Raw genomic sequence first — 19,567 nt, 5'->3', positions numbered from 1 at the left:
CTGGCAGAAGGCGTGCCGGGCATTGGAATCACCGCTGGAGACTGGTTTCAGGGCCGATCCGCGAGTATACGCAACGGTTCTGGTCAAGGGGCCAGGCGTCGCGCGGCTGTCCGCCTGCAGCCCCAGAATGGCCGTCCAGAGCCTGCCGTTGCGGATAAACAGGCTGGAAACCGCGGCTGTTATCCCTCGGGATAATTGCTTTATGCCGGGCGCTCACCTAGCGTACCGGTCTCATGAACCGGCGCCCCGCCATTCATTTTCACCGCAGCGCAGAGGCAAGCATGATCCGACTCGGCCAGGCCACGATCTCACTGGAGCGGCGCGAAGCCTTTCTCGATGGCCGGCCGTTGCGTGTCGGCGGCCGCGCGTTCGAAGTGCTCTCGATATTGATGCAGGCCGACGGCCGGATTGTCAGCAAGGACGAGCTGATCAATCAGGTCTGGCCCGATATCGTCGTCGAGGAAAACAACCTGCAGGTGCAGATTTCCGCGCTGCGCAAGCTGCTCGGGGCCAAAGAAATCATTCAGACGGTCGCCCGTCGAGGTTACCGATTATTGAAAGACCGCGAACCCAAACCGCCCGCCTTCACGGCCATGGCCGCGCCTGTGCCGAGGGCGCCACAACAGCCGCCGATCGAGGCGCAATCGGTGCCGGTGTTGATCGTCGATGACGAGGCGCGGGTACGCACGGCCCTGAGCCGATTGCTGCGGGCCGAAGGCATCGAACACCGCCTGTTCGCCAGCGCCGAAGAACTGCTCGACGCGCCTCTGGAAAACGGGCCGGCGTGCCTGCTGCTCGATGTCAGCCTGCCTGACGCAAGCGGATTACAACTGCAGGCGACGCTCACCGAGCGCGGCCACCCGTGGCCGGTGATCTTCATGACCGGCCATGGCACCATTCCGATGTCGGTGCAGGCGATGAAAGCCGGGGCGGTGGAGTTTCTGACCAAACCGTTCAATGACGATGAACTGCTCGATACTCTGCGCACCACCCGCGAACGTGCGGCGACTGCGTACGAGCAATGGCAGCGCGTGCAACAAGCCTTGCAACTGGCCGCGCTGCTGACCCCGCGCGAGCGTGAAGTATTGCCGCTGATTGTCGCCGGTCTTGCCAACAAGCAGATTGCCAACCAGCTGGGCACCAGCGAAGTCACGGCCAAGGTCCATCGCAAACACATCATGGCGAAAATGCAGACGCGCTCGCTGGTCAACCTCGTCGAACTCTACGGGCTGATCAGCAGCGCGCGGCCACCCGGCCCATCGAGCCTGTCGTGAACAGTGTGACTGACCGTCCCGCGACGGCCGATAACAGTCACGCGACCATTGTCTGCATCGTCGATGACGACGCCTCGGTGCGCAAAAGCCTGCGCAATCTGCTGCGTTCGGTGGGTTACCACGCGCAGGTCTATGACAGCGGCGAAGCCTTTCTCGCCGAACAGCCTTTCGACGAAATCGCCTGTCTTCTCCTGGATTTGCGCATGCCCGGCCTGTCCGGCATCGACGTCATGCGCGAACTGCAACGCCGCTCCCAGCGCTTCCCGGTGATCTGCATGTCGGCCCATTGGGATGAGGCGACTCTGGCCGAATCCGGCCGCTATCAGGCGGTACACTGCCTGAGCAAACCGTTCGAAGAAGACGCTTTGTTGCAGGCGATCGAGTCGGTGGTGCATCGCCAGCACTGAACATCAGGGTATTTTTTGCCTCCGGCGCCCCGCGCAGCAGCGTCGGCAGGAGCAATCAATTGGCACTGCGGCTGCGTTTCAAGGTCAGTTCAGGTGACCTGACATTGACCGGCAACCCCTCAAGGCTGCCGTTAAATGGCAGAATCCCCCGACCTTGATCCTTTTCGGAGAGCGTAATGCTTCGCGTGTTTGAACGAAGACTCGACCCCTTCCCGCCTGACGAACTGCCACCGCCGCCGGTGGGCCTGACGCGTTTTCTGTGGGCCTGCACCCGCGGCGCGCGCGGTTACATCCTCGCGCTGGCCCTGCTCAGTGCCGGCGTGTCGATCTACGAAGCGTGGCTGTTTTCCTTCCTCGGTCAGGTCGTTGACCTGCTCTCGACCTGGCAGACCGGTGGCGGCGTCAGTGCCGAGGAAAGCCGCGTGCTGTGGGGGATCGGCATCGTCCTGCTGGTGAGCATCGTGCTGGTCGCGTTGCGCACGATGGTTCAGCACCAGATCCTGGCGATCAACCTGCCGCTGCGCCTGCGCTGGGATTTTCACCGCTTGATGCTGCGGCAAAGCCTGTCGTTCTTCTCCGATGAATTCTCCGGACGGGTCACCACCAAGGTCATGCAAACGGCGCTGGCGGTGCGCGAAGTGCTGTTCACCCTGATCGAAATCGCCCCCGGCATCGGCGTGTATTTCATCGCCATCATCGCCCTCGCTGGCGGCTTCGCCCTGAAGCTGATGCTACCGTTCATTGCCTGGGTCGCGCTGTTCGCACTGGCGATGGTGTACTTCGTGCCACGCCTGGGCAAAGTCGGCCAGGAACAGGCCGATGCGCGCTCATCGATGACCGGGCGCATCGCCGACGCGTACACCAACATCACCACGGTGAAACTGTTTTCGCACTCCAAACGCGAAGCGCACTTCGCCCGCGCGGCAATGGAAGATTTCAAGCTCACCGGGTTTCGCCAGATGCGTCTGGTCAGCCAGTTTGAAATCGTTAATCAGGCACTGGTAGTCGCGCTGATCATCGGCGCCGGCGGCTACGCCCTGTGGCTCTGGCACCAGGGCCAGGTCGGCGCCGGCGCGGTCGCGGCGATCACCGCCATGGCCTTGCGCATCAATGGCATGTCGCACTGGATCATGTGGCAGATGACCTCGCTGTTCGAAAACATCGGCACCGTGCAGGACGGCATGGCCACCCTCACCCGTGGCCCGAAAGTCCAGGACGCGCCGAACGCCGGCGTGCTGGTACCCGCCGGCGGCGCGGTGACGTTCGATAACGTCAGCTTCAACTACAACGGCGAACGCCAGGTCCTCGACGGCTTGAGCCTGCACATCCGTGCCGGCGAAAAAATCGGCCTGGTCGGCCGCTCAGGCGCCGGCAAATCGACGCTGATCAACCTGCTGCTGCGCTTCTACGACGTCGACAGCGGGCAGATCCGCATCGACGGCCAGAACATCGCCGACGTGACCCAGGACAGCCTGCGCAGCGCCATCGGCATGGTCACTCAAGACACCTCGCTGCTGCACCGCTCGATCCGCGACAACATCGCCTACGGCCGCCCCGACGCCAGCGACGAAGACATCCACCGCGCCGCCGCCAACGCCCAGGCCGACGGCTTCATCAGCCAACTGAGCGACCGCCAGGGCCACAGCGGCTACGACACCCTGGTCGGCGAGCGCGGCATCAAACTCTCCGGCGGCCAGCGCCAACGCATCGCCATCGCCCGCGTCATGCTGAAAAACGCCCCGATCCTGCTGCTCGACGAAGCCACCAGCGCCCTCGACTCCGAAGTCGAAGTCGCCATCCAGGAAAGCCTCGACGAAATGATGCAAGGCAAAACCGTCATCGCCATCGCCCACCGCCTCTCCACCATTGCCGCCATGGACCGGCTTATCGTCATGGACGAAGGCCGGATCATCGAACAAGGCACCCATGCCGAATTGCTGGCCAGGAACGGGATTTATGCGCGGTTGTGGCAGCATCAGAGCGGCGGGTTTCTGGGCGAAGATCAGGGGTTTGCCGCGACGGTGGATCAGGCTTGATCCGGCGATTTTAAAAGCAAAGTCAAAAGCCCCTCACCCTAGCCCTCTCCCGGAGGGAGAGGGGACTGACCGAGTTGGATACAAGAGGTACGGCAACGTGAAATACCGAGTTGAATGCAAATTTCAACTCCAACCAAAATCGGCTCCCTCTCCCTCGGGAGAGGGCTGGGCGGGCGGCGTTCCGATGAGGGGCAAATCCACCACAAATCCCAAGCCAACCACCCGCTTTTAACCACTCAACAATGAGCGTTAGCTCGCGTGCCCTTGATCTTGATCTTGCCTAACCGGCCCCATCGGCAGGCTGAGCGCAGGGATCGATCCGGGCGTGGGAGCGCAGCGACCGTACGACGAAGTCGTACACAGCGGAAGGAGGTGCAGCGCAGCAAACCGTAGCCGCTGCGCCCGGATCGGTCCCGGAGCGAAGGGACCCGAGCTTGCGAGGGCCGAACGCAGGGGCCAAGCCTTTGGTTACTTTTTGGCGTTTGAAAAAGTGACCCGCTGTAAGAGCGGAACCGCCAGAAACACCACCCGCAGCAACGGATATTCACCCAAAACCCGACGTCACCGCCCCCAAAAAATCAGCAAAACCAACCGTACGTCGTCCCCACGGAACACCCCGCCAAGCCCCCTCCTCTACCCAACAAAGGGCCGAGGAAAACCACCATGTACAACGAAACCAAAATGCTCGCCTACACCCAATGGCACGACCTGCTGACCAACACCAGCACCTTCAGCGCACCCGAAGACCGCTACGACGAACTGCTCCGACTCGCCGACGACTATCGCAGCCGCGGCATCATCAACGCCCCGGAACGCAACACTCTGATCGAAATCGCCACCGCGGCCTACACCCGCTCAGTGACCGCCGTCACACCCGAATCAAACCATTCAGGAATCCACCCATGACCGATGAAAAACCCACCCAGGGCTCCAACACGCCAGGCACCGAAGCCGACGGCCTGACCGACGATCAACGCGTACGCCGCGAAAACACCGACCACCAACAAGGCTCACGCGTAACCCCCGGCCCTGCGGATAAAGAACGTGACCCGGAGGTGGGCCAGACATGAATAAGCTCGCGGTAAAAGCCCTCGCCACGCTGGTCCTGAGCCTGCAGACCATCGCCCTGTGTTACGCCGTCACACTCAATGCCTTCGTCGAAGAAGCGGCGCAACAGAGCCTGTTCCAGAACAACGCCTCTCGGATAGCCATGGAAAACAGCGCACTGCCTGAAGTCAGGGACTTCGCCAAAAGCATGATCGCTGACCACGACCGCTTCTATCCGAAACTGCAGCAGCTCGGGCAAACCTTGAAGATGGACGTGCCAGCCGAACCTTCGACAGCCGGAAAAGCCAGGCAACTGCGCCTCGAATCGCGCGATGAATCGTTCGACCGCACCTACATCGACAGCCAGGCCGAGACACTTGAGCAGAAGGTCATGCTGTTCAAGAAAGAGGCGATGTCTTCGGAAAACCCGCAGCTCAAAGCCTTCGCTCAATCGGCGCTGCCAGGCATCGAAAAGCAGGCGCAGACGGCGAAGGCTCTGCAGGAAAAGCTCAAGCCTTCAGCCGGGAAATTGACTGCGCCCGCCAAGCCTTGAGCGGCGGCGCTGTCAGTCGATGGGGCCAACGTTGATGGTCATGTCGTCGCCCAGCCCCTGGACTTTGGCGAGCACATCGACCGGGGTCTCATCGGAGAAGTGCACGACATAGCCCATGCCGCTGCCGTCTTCCTCGATAGCGCTGACCCAGAGCTCGACCTCGTCGGCGTCCAGCCCCAGCGCCTGGCCGAGCTGGCGGTTGCGGTGGTCTGAATCGGTTTCGTCCATTGGGTAACTGGTCATTGGGTTCTCCGGTTTTTTGGGGGCTTATGGCGATGGACGTTGTGGTTGGGTTAGCGTTCGATTTTTTTGGTCGGGTTGTTTGTTTATGGCGGCGGGTTTTGGCGTAAGGCCTCGGTTGGGTGGTGTGGCTTGCCCTCACCCCAGCCCTCTCCCCAGGAGAGGGGGCCGATTTGTGGGCAGTTTCGAACTGGAGTTCGACTCGATATCGCAACGTGGCAAACCTCGTCCATTCAACTCGGTCAGTCCCCTCTCCCTCCGGGAGAGGGCTAGGGTGAGGGGCTTCTGATTTTGGCGTTGGAGCATGCGCATCCCGCCACTGGTCACCGCATCGACAGCGGAACTCCCGAATGCAAGCGCCGGTCGATGACGACGACCCATGTCATTTGCGTTTCACCTGATGATTGCGAGAGAACACTATCGTGGACTTGTTGTTTCTGGGCACCTCTGCCGGCGTGCCGACCCGTGAGCGTAATGTCAGCGCCACGGCATTGATCGAGGCGTCGGGCCGAGGCTGGTATCTGATCGATTGTGGCGAGGGCACGCAGCATCAGGTGTTGCGCACGCCATTGTCGCTGAGCGAACTGCGGGGCATTTTCATCACCCACGTGCACGCTGACCATTGCCTTGGCTTGCCCGGGTTGCTGGCGAGCACCGGGATGTCCGGACGTACGCGGCCGCTGGATATCATCCTGCCCGCAGCCCTGCATCCGTGGCTGACCTTGAGTCTCGCGGTGACGCAATCGCACCTGCCGTTCGAAATCCATCTGCACGCCGTCGAGTCGCTGGATCACTGGTGCAACGGCAACGTTGAAGTCAGCACGGTCGAGCTGTCGCACCGCGTGCCGTGTCACGGTTATGTCTTCACCGAAGCCGATCCGGCGCCGCGTCTGGATGTGCAACGCCTCGACGCTGAAGGCATCGAACGCGGTCCGCTGTGGGGTGAACTTGCCCATGGCCAGGATGTGCTGCACGACGGGCGCTGGCTGCGCGCGCAGGACTATTTGCTCCGGGCGCGCCCGCCGCAGCGCATCATCGTCTGCGGCGACAACGACCGCCCGGAGCTGCTGGCGGAGGTTGCCGCTTCAGCCGATGTTCTGGTGCATGAGGCGACGTTCATCCAGGCGGCCATCGATAAAACCCGCGCCAGCTACGGCCATAGCAGCGCTGCAGCGGTTGCCGGTTTTGCCGAAGCGGTGGGCGTGCGCAATCTGGTACTGACGCACTTCAGCGCACGCTACCAGGCCAACCCGGCGCAACACCCGTCAATCGAAGACGTACGCAGTGAAGCGGCCGCGCTCTATGGCGGGCAATTGATTCTGGCGCGCGACCTGCAGCGCTATCACTTCGATCAACAGGGCCATTTGCAGCCAGTGATCCGAAATCCTGTGCCCCGATCGCGCAACAAATGAAAAACAAAAACGTCCGCTCGCCTGGCGAACGGACGTTGCAGTTCCACGGTCGGGTTACTTCTTGGCTTCCTTGTCTGGGTCAGCCGAGCGCGCAAGAAACGCTTCGGTCAGCTGCGGCAAGTGCTTGAGCAGCCAGTCGGCCATGGCCACCTCTTGCGGCAGAATCGACTCACAGGCCTTTTTCGTCTGCGTATCGCCAGCCGCTTCGGCGGCTGCAATCAGCACGGTGTAGCTGGCGATTTCCATGTTCTCGAACACGTAGCCGGCCATTGCGCCCTTGATCACCTCATCGCTCATCAACGAGCCACCCACGGCCTGACCGAAGGCCATCAACTTGCCGCCCAGATCCTTGATCGTTGACGAATCGCCCCCAACCGTTGCAGGCATTCATCAATGAGTTTCTGCTGACCGAGGGTTTCTTCAATGTGCTGGTCGATCCGCGCTTTCAGTTGCGGGTAGTGCTCCAGACGCTTGGATTGCGCCTTGAGCATTTGCTCGGCCTGTTGCTCCATGGCGTGGGCATCGCGCAGCCAGTCGAGCAGATTTTCCTGTGGAGTGGCCATGGTGGAATCCTCTTCAGATGGTTTCACAGTGGTCCCGCTCAAGCGCGCCACACTGTTGCGTGGCGCGCTTGAGCGGGGTTCGGCGGGCAGTGTTGCGCGGTCACAACGACGGCGGAACTTGCGTACCGGCGCCCAGATCCGCACCGGTCACCGGTTCGCTATTGGGATCGGACATGGTCCGGGTTTTCATGTTCTCCAGCAGCGCTTCGTCGGCACTGTCCAGCTGGACGGTCGCCAGACCATCGCCGCCATCCACCGCTGGCGTTGGGCTTTCGACAAACTCCCAATCGTCACCCTGATTCCATGGCCCGCGCATGCTCTCGGTGCCGTGGGACATGTTGAAGTAGACGTTGGTGAACTCCGGCATGCCGGGTTGCTTGCCTTGCGGGAAGTTTGGCTGAATCGCATGCAAGGCTTTCTCGAATGACAACTGGTGTGCGATTTCCCGAGTCATCAAGAAGCCCAGCGCTTCTTTCACGCCCGGATCGTCCGTCACGTTCATCAACCGCTCATAAACAATCTTCGCCCGCGCCTCAGCCGCGATGTTCGAACGCATATCGGCGGTCGGCTCACCAATGGTGTCGACATATGCTGCGGACCATGGGACACCCGCCGAATTGGTCAACGGCGAACCCCCGCCATACAACAGGCTGGTGATGTGCGAGTCGTTACCGGCACCGTTCAACGAACGATACAACTCACCCTCTTCCTCCACGCCCTCGGCCATCTTGCCCTTGGCGCCCTTGTTGAGCATGACGATGATCGAACCGATCACCTCCAGGTGGCTCAACTCCTCGGTAGCAATATCCAACAGCAAATCCTTGCGCCCCGGATCTTCCTCAGCCAACGCTTGAGTGAAATAGCGCGTAGCCGCCGCCAACTCCCCTGCGCCCCCCGAACTGCTCCAGCAGCAAATTCGCAAGCCCGGGATTGGGTTGCGCAACACGAACGGTGTATTGAAGTCGCTTGTTATGTAAAAACATGACAAATCTCCTCAGTCTGAATGAGTGTGGCGGTCTCGACGGTCAAGTCACTGCCCACTCCTTTGTGAAGCGTTGGCTGCGGAGAAAATTTCAAAAAATATTCGGGTTCAGGACAAATGGTTACGTGGCTGGAACAAGCGAAACGGGAAGCGCGGGCTCGCTTGTTTGCGCGATTTGCTTGATTGAAAGCATCGGTTTTACCAGTGCAAATCGGACAAAAGACACAGCAAAATCAAGAGCCCCTCACCTAGCCCTCTCCCGGAGGGAGAGGGAACAACCGTGGTGAATGCGCGAGCTGCGCCAACCTGAAATAACGCGTCGAACACAAACTTCAAAGCCAACCCAAATCGGCTCCCTCTCCCTCGGGAGAGGGCTGGGGTGAGGGGCAGCCACACCACAAATCCAAAGCCAAACGCCCCGCTTCTAACCACTCCTTACAATGAGCGAAGCTCGAGTGCCCTTGCTCTCGCCTAACCGGCCCCATCGGCAGGCTGAGTGCAGGGATCGATCCGGGCGTGGGAGCGTAGCGACCGTCTGGCGCAGCCAGACACAGCGGAAGGAGGTGCAGCGCAGCAAACCTTAGCCGCTGCGCCCGGATCGGTCCCGGAGCGAAGGAACCCGAGCCTGCGAGGGCCGAACGCAGGGGCCCAGCGTTTTGGTTACTTTTGGGCGTCTGCAAAAGTGACCCGCTGTAAGAGCGGAACCGCCAGCCGCCACACCCAAAAAAACGGATATACACCCAAAAACCCCAAAAGCCTGGTCGGCCCGGAGGCCGCCAAGGCACCAGCCCGTCACTTCCCTTGAACCACCACGAACCCCAAGCGCTCACAAAGAAAACCACCCGCGAGCCAGCCCCCCATGAACGCCTACAAAAACCTGCTGACAGCCGAACAACAAACCCGCCTGCAAGCCCTCGATACCTGGCATCGAACACTGCAAGACCGCACCCTGCGCATGGACTGCCCCGATCGCTACCACGAAGAACTCCTGCGCCAATGCGACGAAATGGACCGCCTCGGCATCATCACCTGGCAAGAATGGCAAGAACTGCGCCGCGAAGCCGACCAGGCCTACGTGCAGGCCATCGCCGGCCACGACTACCACTGACCCTGTAATGCCCAGCGAGCCCAGCCATGACCGAACCGCGCTTTGGAATCGAAGAAGAATATTTCGTCACCGACCTGCACACCCGCCGAATGGCCGGCGCCCCTTCGCCCGAAGCTCGCGAGGCCTGCAAGAAAGCCATCGGCGCCTCGTTCGCCACCGAGATGTTTCAGGGCCAGTTCGAAATCGCTTCACCGGTATTCACTGACTTCGTCGAAGCCAGCGATTATCTGACCGGCGCACGTCAGACCCTGAACAAAACCCTCGAACCTTTCGGCCTCGGCCTGCTCTGCGCCGGCAGCCATCCGCTGGCCGACTGGCGCGAACAGATCCCCACCAATGAACCGCATTTTCACGACCTGTTCGATACCTACGGCCACGTCGCCCGGCGCAGCGTGCTGTCGGGCCTGCATGTGCATGTAGAAGTGCCTGAGCATCTGGACCGCATCAGGGTGATGAACGAAGTGTTGCCGTGGACGCCGCTGTTACTGGCCCTGAGTTGCTCATCACCGCTGTGGGACGGGGCCGACAGCGGCTACAAAAGTTATCGCCAGGCCGCGTGCGACGAGTGGCCGCGCATGGGCGTGCCGCCGCTGTTTGCCGATCAACAGGCGTATGACGAGCACATCGGTTTTCTGACCCGCGCCGGCGTAATCAGCCAGCCCAGCCAATGCTGGTGGGGCATTCGCCCGGCCGTGCGCTACCCGACACTGGAACTGCGCATGACCGACGCCTGCCCTCGTGTGGAAGACGCGTTGACCCTCGCCGCGTTTTTTCGCGTACTGGTCACGCATGCGTGCCGGCAGCCGCAACCAGGCGCGACCTATGACGCGTCAGCACGCTGGATACTTGAGGAAAATCGCTGGCGCGCCAAGCGCTGGGGGCTCGACGGCAAGTTCATCGTCGCAGGCCAGGGCAGCCCTTGTTCGATCAGCCAATGGTTAGCGCTGGCAAAAGCGCGCTTCGCCGAAACCGCCGATGACTTGCGCATCCCGGCCTTGTTCGAACGCGCCAACAGGATCATCAATGGCGGCACCAGCGCCGACCGACAACTGGCGGTATTCAACCAGGCCCTGCAGCAACAGCCCGGTCCGCGTTCGGCGCTGTCGCAAGTGGTCGATCATCTGCTGGAGGAAACCTCGCGCAGCTGATCGACCTTCAACAGTTCGCCTCAGTCCCCCTTGCCGGTGCGCGTTCCACCATGGCTGTGTTGCCCGCCCGTGCGCGCCTTTTCCGCCCGGTCGAGTTTGACGTCGACCGCAGTGTCGCCCTTCTTGCCGGCCTCCTTGATTTTCTGTGGGTCGTCGGCGAATGAATGTCCGCTTTGATGTTTGCTGGTCATGACACTGTCCTCGCGATGAAATCTTGGTTGTCAGTTTCGTACTCCGCTCTCGCACCCTATCAACCGAACTTTGCGCTCGCCACCGGTGTATTCGTCATACTGACGAAAGGCATTTAAACGAAACGAAGCGAAGCATTAACCTGCTTGCAAACAGTCACTTTAATATCAGCAAACTTATACGAAGCGGCGCCTGAAACTCCACCCTGTATAAGTTTCATTTCAAGCACTACCGTTCATCGGGCACCGAAAAAAATCTTCAAACGATTTTCCCCAGCGCGTTATCCGAGTAAGTGTCCGTTGCAAAAATGGGCAACTTAAGAAATCCTTAATTGATATTGGAGAGCTATCATGACTACAGGTAATAAAAACCCGGGTAACTTCGCCAACGATCGTGAGAAGGCATCCGAGGCGGGTAAAAAAGGCGGCCAGGCTTCCGGCGGCAACTTCGCCAATGACCGCGAAAAAGCTTCCGAAGCAGGCCGTAAAGGCGGCCAGAACAGCCACGGTGGCGGCCGTAAGTCGTCTTGACCGGTGGCATAAGGGCAGCCTCGCTGCCCTTCGAAATCAAACAGCTGGAACGCTCATCAGCGTGAAAGTCAGTTATATACGGCTGACGAGCGTTCCAGTTGATTGACAGTCGAACCCAAGCCAACCGGCAAGTAACGAGCATTGCAACAACCAACATCAGGCAGTATCCACGGCATTTGTCCGAACAACTTCAGCGCGCAACTAAGCGCAGCCTGAATTCGAATCAATGCTTATATATGCAAGAGGTGTTTTGAAATGGCTCAAGATAAACAAGGCAGCATGTCCGTCAACGAAGCAGGTAAAAAAGGTGGGGAAGCAACATCGGCTTCGCATGATAAAGAGTTCTACCAGGAAATTGGCAGCAAAGGCGGCCAAAACAGTGGGGGCAACTTCAAGAATGATCCGGAGCGTGCAGCCGAGGCCGGTAGCAAAGGTGGCCAGAACAGCGGCGGCAACTTCAAGAACGACCCGCAGCGCGCGTCAGAGGCCGGCAGCAAAGGCGGTCAGAACAGCGGTGGCAACTTTGCCAACGACCGCGAAAAAGCCTCCGAAGCCGGGCGCAAAGGTGGCGAAAACAGTCATGGTGGTGGGCGCAACAGCTAATGCGCCATTTGCAGGGGAGCATCGCTCCCCTGCCGTTTATTCAACGCAAGACAACTTCCTCGCAATCTCCCGCCGCTTTCTTCATTGCCGCACCTTGGAATTGGCCAACTCGCCCTCATAACCATGGCAATCCCCAACGTTGTCAGAGGAACCCTTGCCATGACCAATCAAACCGAAACCGCGATTCTTGCCGGCGGCTGCTTCTGGGGCATGCAGGACCTGCTGCGCCGTTACCCGGGCGTACTGAACACCCGCGTCGGTTACACCGGCGGCGACGTGCCGAACGCGACCTATCGCAATCACGGCAACCACGCCGAAGCCATTGAAATCACCTTCGATCCCAAAGTGATCAGCTACCGCCAGATTCTCGAATTCTTCTTCCAGATCCACGACCCGAGCACGCCCAACCGCCAGGGCAACGACCTTGGCCCAAGCTATCGTTCGGCGATCTATTACCTCAACGACGAACAACGCGCCGTGGCTGAAGACACCGCCGCTGATGTCGACGCCTCGAAATTGTGGCCAGGCCGAGTGGTGACTGAAATCGAACCGGCGGGACCCTTCTGGGAAGCGGAACCTGAGCATCAGGATTATCTGGAGCGGATTCCGAATGGCTACACCTGCCACTTCATTCGGCCGAACTGGAAACTACCCAAGCGCGGCTGATCAGTTGGCGTCGCGTCAGTAGCGCGACGCGATTGAGCCATTTTTTTGCAGGATGTCATGAATGCCGAAAAATCCACCCCCCTGAAAAGCCGGCTAGCGCCGCCGACATCGAGCGCTCGATCCAGGCCCTCAACCGGCTGGCCGAGCGTCTCTGGGGCGAGGATCGTGTCGCCGAAGCCAAGGCCCTGCTTGATGCGCTTGATGCGCTTGATGCGTTGAACCGTGCGCTCGATCGCATCCGCATCGGCGAAAGTCGCCGGGCGGCGACTCTGCATTGAGGCAACGGCTTACGGCTTGAGAATCAGCACCGGCTCGCCCTTCTTCAGGATGTAGGTCGCCAGCTCCGAGGCCTTGTCGCTGCCGACGTTTTTCGCGACGTGCGCCACGCCTTCCGGAATGAACAGCGACTCCCCCGCCTTCAGCGTCACCGGCGCCCTGCCCTCCAGTTGATATTCGAACGTGCCGCTGATCACGTAAGCGACTTCAACGCCCGGATGTGCATGGCGCGGCGAGGTTACGCCCGGCTCGAAATCGACGCGTGCCTGAATCACTTCGCGGTCGGCGGCACCAAGATCCTGCTTGACCAGATCGGTGCGGCTCAAGCCTTGCTGCCAGCTCTTGGCCGGGGCGTCTGCCGCGTGGGCGATACCGATCATCGAAGCAAAAATGGCGCTGGCGAGTAACAGTGAACGTTTCATATGTAGCCCTCTCAATCAGTGATGTGGTGAGGGCTACTCTGCGGGTTGCATGTAGGGTGGATGTGTCGTGAACCCTGAGTTTGTTGTTCAGCTGTGTACCGCGAGTGATCTGATACACGCTCATACAAACTGCCTCGTCACTGTGTCGACCGAGCAGACGGGCCTTGTTGACGAGGAAGCTGTAAACTGCCGCGATCTTCACTCGCTCAGACAAGGGATTCCCATGGCCAACCAAGACATCACCTTCACCCCCGATCCGGACGCCGACTCGATTTCTTCCGACGTAGCGACGTTCGGCGGGATCATGGTTTCCACCCAGATCCCGACCCGCGCCGACGGCAGCCTGGAGCTGGGCGATATCACCACCCAGAGCGAATGCACCCTGCAAGCGCTGAAAGTTGCGCTGGAACGTGCCGGCAGTTCGATGGATCGGGTCATGCACCTGACCATCTACCTCACCGACATGGCTGATCGTGCGGCATTCAACGAGGTGTACCAGCGTTTCTTCGCCAAGCCGTGGCCGGTACGTGCGGCGGTGGGCGTGGCGGCGCTGGCGGTTGAAGGGATGCGCGTGGAAGTCACGGCGATGGCGGCCAAGGCCTGACCTGATTCCTGTAACACTCCACAACCCTGTGGGAGCCAGCAGGCTGCCTCTATATCTGATCGTTCTCACGCTCCGCGTGGGAATGATCGCAACGCCTGCGGCGCGTTCGCCGACTCCGAGCTGACCTCAGTCTGATCGTTCCCACGCTCTGCGTGGGAATGCAGCCCGGACGCTCCGCGTCCCTTTCAAAGCCGAACGCGGAGCGTCAGTTGAGGCATTCCTTGGCTGCGCGTGGGAACGAGCGCAATTCCTGCGTCGCGTTCGCCGATTCCGCGCTGACATCAGGCCCCTTGTGGGAGCCAGCCTGCTGGCGATAGCGGTCTTGCATTCAACATAGGTGGTGGCTGGACCGGCGCTTTCGCGAGCAGGCTCACTCCTACGGGGTTTGGGTGATCCTTAAGATCTGTGCCATCGGGCAGCACAGGCGTGCCGGCCGCGCGTTTCGCGGGTAGAATGCGCGCCTAACCGTGACAGCCTGACTAAAAAAACTATGTCCTTGCCCAAGCATCATCTGGAATTGCTCAGCCCTGCCCGCGACGTGGCTATCGCCCGAGAGGCGATCCTGCACGGCGCTGATGCCGTGTACATCGGCGGCCCGAGCTTCGGCGCGCGCCACAACGCCTGCAACGAAGTCAGCGAAATCGCCGAGCTGGTGGAATTCGCCCGCCGTTACCATGCACGCATTTTCACCACCATCAACACCATCCTGCATGACAACGAACTGGAGCCGGCGCGCAAGCTGATCCATCAGTTGTACGACGCCGGCGTCGACGCGCTGATCGTTCAGGACCTGGGCGTGATGGAGCTGGACATTCCACCGATCGAACTGCACGCCTCGACCCAGACCGACATCCGCACCCTGGAGCGGGCGAAGTTTCTCGATCAGGCCGGTTTCTCGCAGCTGGTACTGGCGCGCGAGCTGAACCTGCAGGAAATCCGCGCCATCGCCGATGAAACCGACGCTGCCATCGAGTTCTTCATCCACGGCGCGTTGTGCGTGGCCTTCTCCGGCCAGTGCAACATTTCCCACGCGCAGACCGGGCGCAGTGCCAACCGTGGCGACTGCTCGCAGGCCTGCCGTCTGCCGTACACCCTCAAAGATGAAAAGGGTGGCGTGATCGCCTACGAAAAACACCTGCTGTCGATGAAAGACAACAACCAGAGCGCCAACATCCGCGCGCTGGTCGAAGCCGGTGTGCGCTCGTTCAAGATCGAAGGCCGCTACAAGGACATGGGCTATGTGAAGAACATCACCGCCTATTACCGCCAGCGCCTCGACGACGTACTGGAAGACCGCCCGGACCTGGCCCGCGCGTCCAGCGGCCGCACCGCGCACTTCTTCCTGCCCGATCCGGAAAAAACCTTCCACCGTGGCAGCACCGACTATTTCGTCACCGATCGCAAGATCGACATCGGCGCCTTCGACTCGCCGACCTTCACCGGTCTGCCGGTCGGTACGGTCGAAAAAGTCGGCAAGCGTGACATGCAGGTGGTGACCCACGAGCCACTGTCCAACGGTGACGGCCTCAACGTACTGGTCAAACGCGAAGTGGTCGGTTTCCGCGCCAACATCGCCGAAGCCAAGGGCGAGTTCGAAGAAGACGGCGAAAAGCGCTACCGCTACCGCGTCGAGCCGAACGAAATGCCCGAAGGCCTGTTCAAGCTGCGCCCGAACCACCCGCTGAACCGCAACCTTGACCACAACTGGCAACAGGCGCTGCAAAAGACCTCTTCGGAACGTCGCGTGGCCCTGAGCTGGCTGGCGCGTCTGCGTGAAGAGCAGCTGGAAATCACCGCAACCAGCGAAGAAGGCATCAGCGCCAGCGTCACCCTGCCCGGTCCGTTCGGCGTGGCCAACAAGCCTGAGCAAGCCCTGGAACAGTTGCGCGATCTGCTCGGCCAGCTCGGTACCACCCAGTACCATGCCACCGACGTCAAGCTTGATGCGCCGCAGGCGTTCTTCATCCCCAACTCGCAGCTCAAAGCGCTGCGCCGGGAAGTGATCGAAGCCCTGACCGCCGCCCGCGTCGCTGCGCACCCGCGTGGCAGCCGCAAGGCCGAAACCAGCCCGCCGCCGGTGTACCCGGATTCGCACCTGACCTTCCTCGCCAACGTCTACAACCAGAAGGCGCGCGACTTCTACCACCGTCACGGCGTCAAGCTGATCGACGCGGCGTACGAAGCCCACGAAGAGCCGGGCGAAGTGCCGGTGATGATCACCAAACACTGCCTGCGCTTCTCCTTCAACCTGTGCCCGAAACAGGCCAAAGGCGTGACCGGCGTGCGCACCAAAGTCGCGCCGATGCAGTTGATCCACGGCGATGAAGTGCTGACGCTGAAGTTCGACTGCAAACCGTGCGAGATGCACATCATCGGCAAGATGAAGGGCCACATCCTCAACCTGCCGCAACCGGGCAGCGTGGTCGGCCACATCAGCCCTGAAGACCTGCTGAAAACCATCCCGCGCGCACCGCACTGAGTGCCTGGCCCGCGCGGTGCTTCGGCGCTGCGCAGGCCGGCCTTGCTGTGCCTTGCCAAATCGCAGGCATAAAAAAACGCCAACTTCTCGCGAAGTTGGCGTTTTTTCGAATATGGCAGGGGCGGCTGGATTCGAACCAACGCATGGCAGGATCAAAACCTGCTGCCTTACCGCTTGGCGACGCCCCTACTGCTCTTTCCAGCGGCCCGTTGGGTTCGCTGTGAGAACGGGGCGCAATTTACCAACATTGTTTGGCTTTGGGAAGCCCGGCGTGAAATATTTTTTGTTTTAAAACAGCGACTTAATTTTTTGATCGGTAAACAGCCCGGCGCCGGGCACGTTCAGCCTCTGTGTATCACACTGTATACGTGTCCAACGACGATACATCGCCTTGCAACAAGGCCCCGTTCCGACACAGCCCAGATACGTCCATCCGTTCAAATTCACTCACGGTTTCAAGGACTCACCCAGCGCCTTGACCCCACCCTGCACAGGAGACGTTCCCATGAAAAAGGCACTGCACCTCGGTAAAACCGCATTTGGCTTGTCGATCCTGGCGCTGTCGCTGCTCGGCACCGTTGCCAGCGTTCAGGCACAAACTGCCGAACCGGCTGCGGTCAGCTATTCCGCGCCCTCGCCCTTCGGCCCGCTGAAACATGTGAAGGCCGGCGTGCTCGACGTCGCCTATGCGGAAACCGGCCCGGCCAACGGCCCGGTGGTGATCCTGTTGCACGGCTGGCCTTACGACATTCACAGCTACGACGAAGTCGCGCCGCTGCTGGCCGCCAAGGGTTACCGGGTGCTGATGCCCTATGCACGCGGTTACGGCGACACCCGGTTCCTGTCCAAAGACACCCTGCGCAACGGCCAACCGGCGGCGCTGGCCAGTGACGTCATCGATTTCATGGACGCGCTGAAGATCAAGCAAGCCGTGCTCGGCGGTTACGACTGGGGCGCGCGTTCGGCAGACATTGTCGCTGCGCTCTGGCCGGAACGCGTCAAGGCGCTGGTGGCGGTCAGCGGTTACCTGATCGGCAATCAGGCCGCCGGGCAAAACCCTTTGCCGCCGAAAGCCGAACTGCAGTGGTGGTACCAGTTCTACTTTGCTACGGAGCGTGGTCGCGCCGGGTATGCGAAAAACACCCATGACTTCGCCAAGCTGATCTGGCAAACCGCCTCGCCACAATGGAAATTCGACGACGCGACCTTCGATCGGAGCGCCAAGGCCTTGCAGAACCCCGATCACGTCGAGATCACCGTATTCAATTACCGCTGGCGCCTGGGCCTGGTGCAGGGCGAAGCGCAATACGCGGCGCTGGAACAGAAGCTCGCCACCGCGCCGTCGATCAGCGTGCCGACCATCACCCTGGAAGGCGACGCCAACGGCGCACCGCACCCGGCACCGGAGGATTACGCCAAGCGCTTCACCGGCAAATATCAATTCCGCTTGATCAGCGGCGGCATCGGGCACAACTTGCCGCAGGAAGATCCGAAGGCGTTTGCGCAGGCTGTCATCGATGCCGATCATCTGTAGCAATAAAAAAGCAGTCAGCCGCAACGGCTGACTGCTTGATTGTTTAAATGGTGCGATCGAGGCTCGAGAGATTGCGGATTCTTCGCCTGAACTAACGTCATCGCGAGCAGGCTCACTCCTACATTTGAAATGCGTTCCCCTGTAGGAGTGAGCCTGCTCGCGATGACGCCTGCCCAGACACCCTCAAGCCCGACTAACGGGCGCGATCACTCGGTTGGCACCACAAGATCCAACGCCTTGTTCACCGCCAGCTCACCCAACATCACCACTTGCGCAATGCCCAGCAAGGTCTGACGGTGCGAGCCCTCCAATACCCCCGCAAAATTGCCCAGCATGACCGTGGCGGACGCCAGGGAACCGCTGGCATTGGTCAGCAACGTCTCGGCGTCCGATTGCGGGTTGACCATGAACAGCGGGCTGGGCGTATAAGGCGTGGCCATGATCGCGGCGGGCAACAGGTAATGGTCAAGCGCACGCTCCGCCGCTTCGTGGAGCTTCCGCGAGTTGGGGGATGCATACGGCGAGGCCGGGTCAGTGAGCGGTGCTTCGGGTGGCTTGGACATCAGCTGCGACTCCAGACAGGAACCCCTTGAGGCTCGTTGACAGATGATCGTCACTGCGACGAGTTCGGCAAGCGCTGATTATCCAGCACGCGGTTTACCGTCAGCTCACTGAGCATGATCACCTGTCGCAGGATGAGCATTTTTTTGCGCAGGGAACTGTCAATCGAATCGGCGAGTTCCCCGGCCATGTCACTGGCCGAAGACAAGGTTTCAGTCGCCTCGACGAGCAGCGTTTCGTTATCCACGGTGGGGTCAATGAGATAGATCTTGCCGGTATTGCGCGTGGGTATCGAAAGCTTGTGCGCCCCGGGACTGAGGTAGAAGTTGATGGCGCGATCGGCGGCGTCTTTGATGTTCTGAGGTTCGAGCGCGGCGTCGTAGGGGATTGGATCGGTGTCTGGTGGGTTGGGCGTAACTTTGAACATGGCTAATTCCTAAATCAGGGCTGCGACCGATCTCTACTAAAAGAAGGGTGGCAGCTGTGCGCAGGTTAGTAGACCGGTGGAATTAGCAAAACCGGCGCGCCCGAGAGCGCCCTGCGCACAACCGCCATCAAGTGCAGGTATGGACCTACCTGACTGATGGGCTTATGCGCCGCTAATACCAAACGGGCTACTAAACCCGACCACTGATGGGCAGTGGCAGGTAAACGATAGAGTCCGGGGCTAAAGCGCACAAGCCGGCGGATTCTGGCGTACGCGTAGGCAACGACGCAAGGAGTTGTAGCCGTAATGGCGTTACAACAGGTGTAACTTAAACGGGCGTACGCAGGGATGTTTAAGCACGGCAAAAGCCCTGAATTGCTCACGATTGGCTGGAGTGACGGTGCGTCTACCTTTACCGCCTCAACTTACCGTTCCGTCTGTCGCAGGTTTTGAACCAGATCGGGCCGATGGCGTCTGAGTACATGCGGTATTACCCGCCCCTTACG

General features: G+C 60.4%; 21 protein-coding genes, 1 tRNA gene and 2 pseudogenes. 16 read left to right on the top strand and 8 right to left on the bottom strand.

The genetic code is table 11. The features are described 5' to 3' along the window. The first annotated feature begins 281 nt into the window (after nt 1-281). The 6 genes from M0746_RS10015 (at nt 282) to M0746_RS09990 (ending at nt 5,317) form a co-directional block, all read left to right on the top strand. On the top strand, nt 282-1,274 hold the full coding sequence (locus tag M0746_RS10015; RefSeq protein WP_258449028.1) for a response regulator: 993 nt from the start codon (nt 282-284) through the stop codon (nt 1,272-1,274). After that, nucleotides 1,271-1,681 (top strand): response regulator transcription factor, encoded by a 411-nt coding sequence (locus M0746_RS10010; RefSeq protein ID WP_258449027.1) that lies wholly within the window; start codon nt 1,271-1,273, stop codon nt 1,679-1,681. Before M0746_RS10015 ends, M0746_RS10010 begins: the two co-directional genes overlap by 4 nt. 176 nt (nt 1,682-1,857) lie before the next feature. Then, entirely contained in the window at nt 1,858-3,717 is a 1,860-nt protein-coding gene (locus M0746_RS10005; RefSeq protein WP_258449026.1) for an ABC transporter ATP-binding protein, read from the top strand. Nucleotides 3,718-4,380: 663 nt separating this feature from the next. Continuing rightward, on the top strand, nt 4,381-4,623 hold the full coding sequence (locus M0746_RS10000) for a hypothetical protein (protein ID WP_258449025.1): 243 nt from the start codon (nt 4,381-4,383) through the stop codon (nt 4,621-4,623). Beyond that, nucleotides 4,620-4,787, top strand: a complete 168-nt coding sequence (locus tag M0746_RS09995; RefSeq protein ID WP_258449024.1) for a hypothetical protein — start codon at nt 4,620-4,622, stop codon at nt 4,785-4,787. The genes M0746_RS10000 and M0746_RS09995 overlap by 4 nt, the downstream gene beginning before the upstream one ends. Further along, on the top strand, nt 4,784-5,317 hold the full coding sequence (locus M0746_RS09990) for a DUF4142 domain-containing protein (RefSeq protein ID WP_258449023.1): 534 nt from the start codon (nt 4,784-4,786) through the stop codon (nt 5,315-5,317). Before M0746_RS09995 ends, M0746_RS09990 begins: the two co-directional genes overlap by 4 nt. A gap of 12 nt (nt 5,318-5,329) precedes the next feature. On the opposite strand, the gene M0746_RS09985 is transcribed toward M0746_RS09990, so the two are convergent. Next, nucleotides 5,330-5,560, bottom strand: coding sequence for a hypothetical protein (locus tag M0746_RS09985; RefSeq protein ID WP_258449022.1), 231 nt, complete (start codon nt 5,558-5,560; stop codon nt 5,330-5,332). Nucleotides 5,561-5,979: 419 nt separating this feature from the next. On the opposite strand from M0746_RS09985, the gene M0746_RS09980 reads away from it, so the two are divergent. Beyond that, entirely contained in the window at nt 5,980-6,969 is a 990-nt protein-coding gene (locus M0746_RS09980; RefSeq protein WP_258449021.1) for a ribonuclease Z, read from the top strand. A 54-nt stretch (nt 6,970-7,023) separates the two neighbouring features. Here M0746_RS09980 and M0746_RS09975 read toward each other — a convergent pair. Both M0746_RS09975 and M0746_RS09970 read right to left on the bottom strand, forming a co-directional pair. Then, nucleotides 7,024-7,532, bottom strand: a pseudogene (locus tag M0746_RS09975) (ferritin-like domain-containing protein). A gap of 100 nt (nt 7,533-7,632) precedes the next feature. Beyond that, nucleotides 7,633-8,515: pseudogene (locus M0746_RS09970) on the bottom strand (manganese catalase family protein). Nucleotides 8,516-9,373: 858 nt separating this feature from the next. Between M0746_RS09970 and M0746_RS09965 the strand changes: the two are divergent. Together M0746_RS09965 and M0746_RS09960 are read left to right on the top strand one after the other, a co-directional pair. Further along, the gene (locus tag M0746_RS09965; protein ID WP_258449020.1) at nt 9,374-9,622 is read left to right on the top strand and encodes a hypothetical protein; all 249 of its coding nucleotides are present in this window, start codon (nt 9,374-9,376) and stop codon (nt 9,620-9,622) included. A 26-nt stretch (nt 9,623-9,648) separates the two neighbouring features. Beyond that, nucleotides 9,649-10,770 carry a carboxylate-amine ligase gene (locus tag M0746_RS09960; protein WP_258449019.1) on the top strand — a complete coding sequence of 374 codons (1,122 nt, stop codon included), beginning with the start codon at nt 9,649-9,651 and terminating at the stop codon, nt 10,768-10,770. Nucleotides 10,771-10,790: 20 nt separating this feature from the next. Here the strand turns inward: M0746_RS09960 and M0746_RS09955 are convergent, their stop codons facing one another. After that, the gene (locus M0746_RS09955) at nt 10,791-10,961 is read right to left on the bottom strand and encodes a general stress protein (protein WP_157720685.1); all 171 of its coding nucleotides are present in this window, start codon (nt 10,959-10,961) and stop codon (nt 10,791-10,793) included. A gap of 348 nt (nt 10,962-11,309) precedes the next feature. Between M0746_RS09955 and M0746_RS09950 the strand changes: the two genes are divergently transcribed. The 4 genes from M0746_RS09950 to M0746_RS09935 all read left to right on the top strand — a co-directional run bounded on the left by M0746_RS09950 (nt 11,310) and on the right by M0746_RS09935 (nt 13,036). After that, nucleotides 11,310-11,489 (top strand): general stress protein, encoded by a 180-nt coding sequence (locus M0746_RS09950; protein WP_093101985.1) that lies wholly within the window; start codon nt 11,310-11,312, stop codon nt 11,487-11,489. A 255-nt stretch (nt 11,490-11,744) separates the two neighbouring features. Beyond that, nucleotides 11,745-12,092, top strand: coding sequence for a general stress protein (locus tag M0746_RS09945; RefSeq protein WP_090283013.1), 348 nt, complete (start codon nt 11,745-11,747; stop codon nt 12,090-12,092). A 159-nt stretch (nt 12,093-12,251) separates the two neighbouring features. Then, nucleotides 12,252-12,758, top strand: coding sequence for a peptide-methionine (S)-S-oxide reductase MsrA (msrA, locus tag M0746_RS09940; RefSeq protein WP_258449018.1), 507 nt, complete (start codon nt 12,252-12,254; stop codon nt 12,756-12,758). 71 nt (nt 12,759-12,829) lie between these two features. Continuing rightward, nucleotides 12,830-13,036 (top strand): hypothetical protein, encoded by a 207-nt coding sequence (locus M0746_RS09935; protein ID WP_258451461.1) that lies wholly within the window; start codon nt 12,830-12,832, stop codon nt 13,034-13,036. Nucleotides 13,037-13,045: 9 nt separating this feature from the next. On the opposite strand, the gene M0746_RS09930 is transcribed toward M0746_RS09935, so the two are convergent. Continuing rightward, on the bottom strand, nt 13,046-13,456 hold the full coding sequence (locus M0746_RS09930; protein ID WP_258449017.1) for a cupin domain-containing protein: 411 nt from the start codon (nt 13,454-13,456) through the stop codon (nt 13,046-13,048). Nucleotides 13,457-13,679: 223 nt separating this feature from the next. Here M0746_RS09930 and M0746_RS09925 point away from each other — a divergent pair, with 223 nt between their 5' ends. Both M0746_RS09925 and M0746_RS09920 read left to right on the top strand, forming a co-directional pair. Continuing rightward, nucleotides 13,680-14,060 (top strand): RidA family protein, encoded by a 381-nt coding sequence (locus M0746_RS09925; protein WP_090283006.1) that lies wholly within the window; start codon nt 13,680-13,682, stop codon nt 14,058-14,060. 490 nt (nt 14,061-14,550) lie between these two features. After that, nucleotides 14,551-16,539: a peptidase U32 family protein gene (locus tag M0746_RS09920; protein WP_258449016.1), complete on the top strand. Its 1,989-nt coding sequence runs from the start codon at nt 14,551-14,553 to the stop codon at nt 16,537-16,539. Between the two features lie 113 nt (nt 16,540-16,652). Here M0746_RS09920 and M0746_RS09915 read toward each other — a convergent pair. Further along, a tRNA-Gln gene (locus tag M0746_RS09915) sits at nt 16,653-16,727 on the bottom strand. Nucleotides 16,728-17,044: 317 nt separating this feature from the next. On the opposite strand from M0746_RS09915, the gene M0746_RS09910 reads away from it, so the two are divergent. Further along, nucleotides 17,045-18,073 carry an alpha/beta fold hydrolase gene (locus tag M0746_RS09910; RefSeq protein ID WP_258449015.1) on the top strand — a complete coding sequence of 343 codons (1,029 nt, stop codon included), beginning with the start codon at nt 17,045-17,047 and terminating at the stop codon, nt 18,071-18,073. Nucleotides 18,074-18,279: 206 nt separating this feature from the next. Here the strand turns inward: M0746_RS09910 and M0746_RS09905 are convergent, their stop codons facing one another. Continuing rightward, nucleotides 18,280-18,636, bottom strand: a complete 357-nt coding sequence (locus tag M0746_RS09905; protein ID WP_258449014.1) for a DUF6124 family protein — start codon at nt 18,634-18,636, stop codon at nt 18,280-18,282. A gap of 50 nt (nt 18,637-18,686) precedes the next feature. Then, nucleotides 18,687-19,061: a DUF6124 family protein gene (locus M0746_RS09900; RefSeq protein ID WP_258449013.1), complete on the bottom strand. Its 375-nt coding sequence runs from the start codon at nt 19,059-19,061 to the stop codon at nt 18,687-18,689. Nucleotides 19,062-19,567 lie beyond the last annotated feature (506 nt).

Origin of the sequence: Pseudomonas sp. S11P7 (genome assembly GCF_023195435.1) — a bacterium.
Lineage (GTDB): Bacteria > Pseudomonadota > Gammaproteobacteria > Pseudomonadales > Pseudomonadaceae > Aquipseudomonas > Aquipseudomonas fluorescens_G.
Note: the sequence above shows the minus strand (reverse complement) of the source record. Positions and strands in the feature narration are given on the sequence as shown.

What these genes read in the sequence shown, in the direction of transcription:
- M0746_RS10015 (WP_258449028.1), top strand. Translation starts at nt 282, where the DNA reads ATGATCCGACTCGGCCAGGCCACGATCTCACTGGAGCGGCGCGAAGCC.
- M0746_RS10005 (WP_258449026.1), top strand. Translation starts at nt 1,858, where the DNA reads ATGCTTCGCGTGTTTGAACGAAGACTCGACCCCTTCCCGCCTGACGAA.
- M0746_RS10000 (WP_258449025.1), top strand. Translation starts at nt 4,381, where the DNA reads ATGTACAACGAAACCAAAATGCTCGCCTACACCCAATGGCACGACCTG.
- M0746_RS09995 (WP_258449024.1), top strand. Translation starts at nt 4,620, where the DNA reads ATGACCGATGAAAAACCCACCCAGGGCTCCAACACGCCAGGCACCGAA.
- M0746_RS09990 (WP_258449023.1), top strand. Translation starts at nt 4,784, where the DNA reads ATGAATAAGCTCGCGGTAAAAGCCCTCGCCACGCTGGTCCTGAGCCTG.
- M0746_RS09985 (WP_258449022.1), bottom strand. Translation starts at nt 5,560, where the DNA reads ATGACCAGTTACCCAATGGACGAAACCGATTCAGACCACCGCAACCGC.
- M0746_RS09965 (WP_258449020.1), top strand. Translation starts at nt 9,374, where the DNA reads ATGAACGCCTACAAAAACCTGCTGACAGCCGAACAACAAACCCGCCTG.
- M0746_RS09960 (WP_258449019.1), top strand. Translation starts at nt 9,649, where the DNA reads ATGACCGAACCGCGCTTTGGAATCGAAGAAGAATATTTCGTCACCGAC.
- M0746_RS09955 (WP_157720685.1), bottom strand. Translation starts at nt 10,961, where the DNA reads ATGACCAGCAAACATCAAAGCGGACATTCATTCGCCGACGACCCACAG.
- M0746_RS09950 (WP_093101985.1), top strand. Translation starts at nt 11,310, where the DNA reads ATGACTACAGGTAATAAAAACCCGGGTAACTTCGCCAACGATCGTGAG.
- M0746_RS09945 (WP_090283013.1), top strand. Translation starts at nt 11,745, where the DNA reads ATGGCTCAAGATAAACAAGGCAGCATGTCCGTCAACGAAGCAGGTAAA.
- msrA (WP_258449018.1), top strand. Translation starts at nt 12,252, where the DNA reads ATGACCAATCAAACCGAAACCGCGATTCTTGCCGGCGGCTGCTTCTGG.
- M0746_RS09930 (WP_258449017.1), bottom strand. Translation starts at nt 13,456, where the DNA reads ATGAAACGTTCACTGTTACTCGCCAGCGCCATTTTTGCTTCGATGATC.
- M0746_RS09925 (WP_090283006.1), top strand. Translation starts at nt 13,680, where the DNA reads ATGGCCAACCAAGACATCACCTTCACCCCCGATCCGGACGCCGACTCG.
- M0746_RS09920 (WP_258449016.1), top strand. Translation starts at nt 14,551, where the DNA reads ATGTCCTTGCCCAAGCATCATCTGGAATTGCTCAGCCCTGCCCGCGAC.
- M0746_RS09910 (WP_258449015.1), top strand. Translation starts at nt 17,045, where the DNA reads ATGAAAAAGGCACTGCACCTCGGTAAAACCGCATTTGGCTTGTCGATC.
- M0746_RS09905 (WP_258449014.1), bottom strand. Translation starts at nt 18,636, where the DNA reads ATGTCCAAGCCACCCGAAGCACCGCTCACTGACCCGGCCTCGCCGTAT.
- M0746_RS09900 (WP_258449013.1), bottom strand. Translation starts at nt 19,061, where the DNA reads ATGTTCAAAGTTACGCCCAACCCACCAGACACCGATCCAATCCCCTAC.